A 4,659-nucleotide genomic window follows, 5' to 3' on the forward strand; every position below is an offset into this window, starting at 1 on the left:
TGCCCCAGCAGGGTGTCGTTGCCCACTCGCTCGGCGCGCATGATGAAACTGCCCGCGCCATTCACCGTGCCACCGGTGACTTGGTCGCCTTTGGCTTTCTCCACGGGGAGGGGTTCGCCCGTGACCATGGATTCCTCCACGCTGGAGTGACCTTCGACAATCACGCCATCCACCGGCACCTTGTCTCCAGGGACAACACGCAATTGATCGCCGACCTGCACTTGATCGAGTGGGACTTCCTGATCACCGCCGGAGACGACCTTGCGCGCCGTGGGCGGTGCCAGATTGAGCAGCGCTTTGATCGCGCTGCCGGTGCGACTGCGGGCGCGCAGTTCCAGCACCTGACCCAGCAGCACCCACACCGTGACCATCCCAGCGGCTTCAAAATAAATGCCGACCTTGCCGCCATGACTCATCGAATGCGGGAACGCCTCGGGCATCAGCATCGCCACGGCGCTGAACACAAACGCCGCGCCAACACCGATGGCGATCAACGTGAACATGTTGAGGTTCATCGTCATGAGGGAGCGCCAGCCGCGCTTGAAGAACGGCCAGCCCGCCCACCAGACGACAGGCGTGGTCAGACCAAATTGAATCCAGCGTGAAACATCTCCCATCACCCACGGCTGCCGTCCGAGCGCCGGAATCATGTGCGCCATCGCAAGGAGGAACACCGGCAGGGTCAGCGCCGCGCCGATCCAGAACCGTCGCGTCATGTCATTCAGCTCCGCGTTCTCCTCCTCCTCGTCAGCGCCTCCATTCGCGGTCATCGGCTCCAGCGGCATGCCGCACTTTGGACAATCGCCGGGATGATCCTGCTGCACCTCCGGGTGCATCGGGCAGGTATAGATGGTCTTTGCCTCCGGCTTCCATGAGGGGTTGCGCTCCAAGGCCATGCCGCATTTGGGACAGTCACCCGGCTTGTCCGATACCACGCCGGGACACATCGGGCAGAAGTATTTCGCCGCAGCCGAAGGCTTCACGTCCGCAGCGCTGTGGTCATGATTGTGAGCATCAGCATTCGTCTTGCCACCACAACAGGAATGTTCATCCGAGCCGTGGCCCGACATCTCGGCTTCAGCCGCCAACCAATTCTGCTTGGCGTGCCCTTGCGGACGCCCCTCTTTTTCATAGAGGGCGTAGGCCTTCTTCGCCACCTCATCGCGCGCCGGCTTGGTTTCGGGTTTGTTTGTGGTTGTATCTGATTTCTCGGTCGGATGGTCGCTAGGTTTCATAAAAATCACTCCTTGGTTTGGAACTCGTGTTGGGTTTGCACTCCAATGCCATGCCGAACCGCCGCCCCGCCCGAAGCATCGTTTCCAACTGGTGCGCCGCTGACATTCTTGAATTTTCCGTCCCAACTTGGATCAATGGCGCGGATGCGCTCGGCCAAGGGCGGGTGTGTTGCTAGCATCCTGAAGAATGGTTCGCCCAATCCGTTACCAAAGAACATGTGGCTGGCTTCCCCGGCACGGGGAGATTCAAGCTGCGAGCCGACGCTGCCGATTTTTTGCAGCGCGCTGGAGAGTCCAGCCGGATTGCGGGTGAACTGCACCGAGGACGCATCGGCTAGAAATTCACGTTGTCGGCTGAGTGCGGCCTGAATGAGTCGGCCAAAGAAGACGCCGATGGCACCGATGACGATGAGGGCCAGTCCCAGGAGCATCAGCGGATTCCGGTCTCTACCTCCACGCGAGTAAATCAGTATCCGCCCAATGACCGCGAGGCACAGGATGCCGAAGATGACGCCCATGATCCGCAAGTTCAGACGCATGTCACCATTGAGGATGTGACTGAACTCGTGGCCGATGACACCCTGCAATTCATCGCGGTTGAGCAAGGTCATGCAACCGCGTGTGACCGCGATGGCGGCGTCGCCCGGTGCGTGGCCTGCGGCAAACGCGTTGATGCCTTTTTCGTCGTCGAGCACATAAATCTTCGGGACGGGCACGCCGGCGGCGATGGCCATTTCCTCGATTACATTCCGCAATTTGCGCTCTTCGGGATGGGTCGTGTTGGAACTGACGAGCCGTCCGCCGAATGATTCCGCGACGGCACTGCCGCCCTTAGCCAGTGCGGCGGTTTTGTAGAGGCTGCCGATGGCGACGACTCCGAGCGTGCCCAGCATGACGTTGAGGAAGAGCTTGGGATCCCACAGCACGAACTCGGATAGCGGGACACCAGGCTGCTGTTTGGCGTGGACGCCGTAGAAGATCAGCAGGCTGGCGATGTAAACCGACGCGATGATGCACGCGATGGCGATCACGAAGTAAACCACCAGCACCTTCGTGTTTTTCCTGGCCTTGTCCTGATGTGCGAAAAAGTCCATGGGCCAACCCTCTTCAGGAGAACGAGACCTTCGGCGCTTCCTTTTGTGCCGCCTCCTCAATGGCGAATAACTCGGCGGCGGTGAAGTGGAATGTGCCGGCGATGAGACTGCTAGGGAAGACCTCCCGCTGCGTGTTGTAGGCCATCACCGAGTCGTTATAGGCCTGCCGGGAAAAGGAGACTTTGTTTTCCGTTGAAGTCAGTTCCTCCATCAGGCTCAGCATGGTCGTGTTTGCTTTGAGGTCGGGATACGCCTCGGAGAGGGCGAACAGGCGACCGAGCGTGCCGGAGAGCGTGCCTTCGGCGCTGGCGAGCTTCTGCATGGCGGCCGGATCGCCGGGGTTGGCGGCTGCGCCTGCGTTGGCGGACGCGGCAGCATTGCGCGCGGCGACGACGGCTTCGAGCGTGCCACTTTCGTGTTTAAGATAACCTTTCGCAGTCTCGACCAGATTGGGAATCAGGTCGTAGCGCCGCTTGAGCTGCACATCAATTTGCGCATAGGCGTTTTTGAAGCGGTTGCGCAGGCCAACAAGTTTGTTGTAGATGCCGACCACGAACAACGCGGCGACCAATGCCAGCGCGGCCAGCACGGTGAGGACGATCAATAGTGTATTCATAATAATGTATTTTCTTGTGTGGTCTATTTCTTGGAAAGCTTGCCAATCACGACGACCAGCAGGACCACGATCACGACAGCGAGCACGCTTCCAAACCACATCCCTCCGCCCGTCCATCCGTCTGTATGATTCATCATGTCATTCCTTTGGTTGTGCAGCGACCGGACACCCCGTCAGGAGACTGACCAGGGTCGGAAGCGGCGGATTCAATGGCAAAGACGCCACAGACTGCTGTGGCGTCCAGTCATCATCAGGGTGCCGTTGGCTTCTGCTCGGGGCTGGCTTCGGGTTTATCGTCCGTGCCTTTCATCTTCATCATCGGGCACTTTGACATGGATTCCTTGCCCATCTCCATGTGCTCCATCATGTGTTGAGTCATCTTCTTTTCCATCTCCGCCTTCCGTGCGTGCATGGCGGCCTGTCGCTCAGACATCTGTGTGACGATGGCGGCCATCAGGTCCAGCTTCTTGTCTTCAGGTGCGCTGTTCATGCCGGCGACCAGCGTGGCGAGTTCCGCGTCCTGTTTTTTCGTTTCCTCCATGACTTTCTTCATCTGCTCCATCATGGCCTTACAGCTCTGGCTGGGAGCGGTCTTGTTCATCATCTTTCCGTGCATCTTCATCTCAGCCTTCTCAGGCTCGGCGGAGATGACCTGGCTGGGGGACCAGATGGCCAGGGCCAAAGCCAGCGCGAAGGATGAGTGGATGGCCAGAGAAGTGTTCTTTGGGGTTTTCATAGGCGTGTGGGATCGTTGTGTTTGGTTTTGCGGATCGGTTCGATGCCGCGTTTGAGGCGTCAACCGCACCGCCAATGGCACGGAGGAACGGACCCAGCCTGCGCCGTGGAATGCAACTGCGCTATGGGGTAAACCCCCACTTAAAGCCGAGCACACGACCAACTGATCGCGCAATCATCCGCTTTTCGTCCGTTCGAATGACGCGTCAGGTGACGGCGGCGGGCTCGTGCCAGGCGAGAAGCCGCAGGGCGTTCAAGACGACGACGATGGTGCTTCCCTCATGCAGGACCACGGCAACACTCAATGGAATGACGCCAAACCCCGAGGCGATCAGCCGCAGCAGCGCCGTGGCAAAGGCAGTTAAGGAGAAATTGGTGTAATGTTGTGCTTCGCTGTTTTCGGAGTGTAGCACGAGTCCTCTGAGGAGGCTCTTGGATTATGAAGCTGCGGCTGGCGGTTGCCGTAAGAAGGTAACAGCTCTCCTGCGATTTGCTTCAGTTGGTTGATTTGCTCGGCAGTTGGTTGGCTCTTGCCAAGTTCCCAGTCCCGAAGCCTTTGATGGATGACGCCGATGACCTGCGCCAGTCTCTTTTGATCCATGCCGCGATAACGTCGCGTCTTCAAAACGAGGTTGGCGGTGGTCTCCTCAGGATCAGGATAGTACCCAAGGAATGAAAGGATGCCTGGCCACTCAGACACAACTGGTGTCCGTTCATCCCGCTCCCAACGCTCATAAACCTCACGCAATGTGCCAAGTTGGACCGCCACATCCTCCTGTCGGAACCCCAGTTCCAGCCTCCGATTGCGCAGATGTTCACCAAGAGTCCTTGGCTGATCAAATAAACCTTTCTTTCTCAAAATGAATGATTTAAGCGCCTCTTTAGACACCCTAATGTCAAAAAAGCAAAAAGGCAAAATAGGGTGATCCAGAGAAGAAAGGTCGCTGCCCTTGAACTGATTGCAGGCGATGCATGACAT

General features: G+C 58.2%; 5 protein-coding genes and 1 pseudogene. All 6 read right to left on the bottom strand.

What is annotated here, in order from left to right; translation table 11 throughout:
• Nucleotides 1-1,235: HAD-IC family P-type ATPase (locus PSV43_RS08310; RefSeq protein ID WP_300195490.1), on the bottom strand; the 1,235-nt coding region annotated here is incomplete at its 3' end.
• Between the two features lie 5 nt (nucleotides 1,236-1,240).
• The gene (locus PSV43_RS08315) at nucleotides 1,241-2,329 is read right to left on the bottom strand and encodes a M48 family metallopeptidase (RefSeq protein ID WP_300195493.1); all 1,089 of its coding nucleotides are present in this window, start codon (nucleotides 2,327-2,329) and stop codon (nucleotides 1,241-1,243) included.
• Between the two features lie 13 nt (nucleotides 2,330-2,342).
• Nucleotides 2,343-2,945, bottom strand: coding sequence for a LemA family protein (locus PSV43_RS08320; protein WP_345784657.1), 603 nt, complete (start codon nucleotides 2,943-2,945; stop codon nucleotides 2,343-2,345).
• A gap of 250 nt (nucleotides 2,946-3,195) precedes the next feature.
• Nucleotides 3,196-3,681 (bottom strand): hypothetical protein, encoded by a 486-nt coding sequence (locus PSV43_RS08325; RefSeq protein ID WP_300195498.1) that lies wholly within the window; start codon nucleotides 3,679-3,681, stop codon nucleotides 3,196-3,198.
• A gap of 205 nt (nucleotides 3,682-3,886) precedes the next feature.
• Nucleotides 3,887-3,997, bottom strand: a pseudogene (locus tag PSV43_RS26140) (hypothetical protein); the annotation flags it as partial.
• A 44-nt stretch (nucleotides 3,998-4,041) separates the two neighbouring features.
• The coding region (locus tag PSV43_RS08335) for a helix-turn-helix transcriptional regulator (RefSeq protein ID WP_300195503.1) at nucleotides 4,042-4,659 on the bottom strand (618 nt) is incomplete at its 5' end.

This window comes from Prosthecobacter sp. (assembly GCF_029946185.1).
In the GTDB taxonomy this organism is placed as follows: Bacteria; Verrucomicrobiota; Verrucomicrobiia; order Verrucomicrobiales; family Verrucomicrobiaceae; genus Prosthecobacter.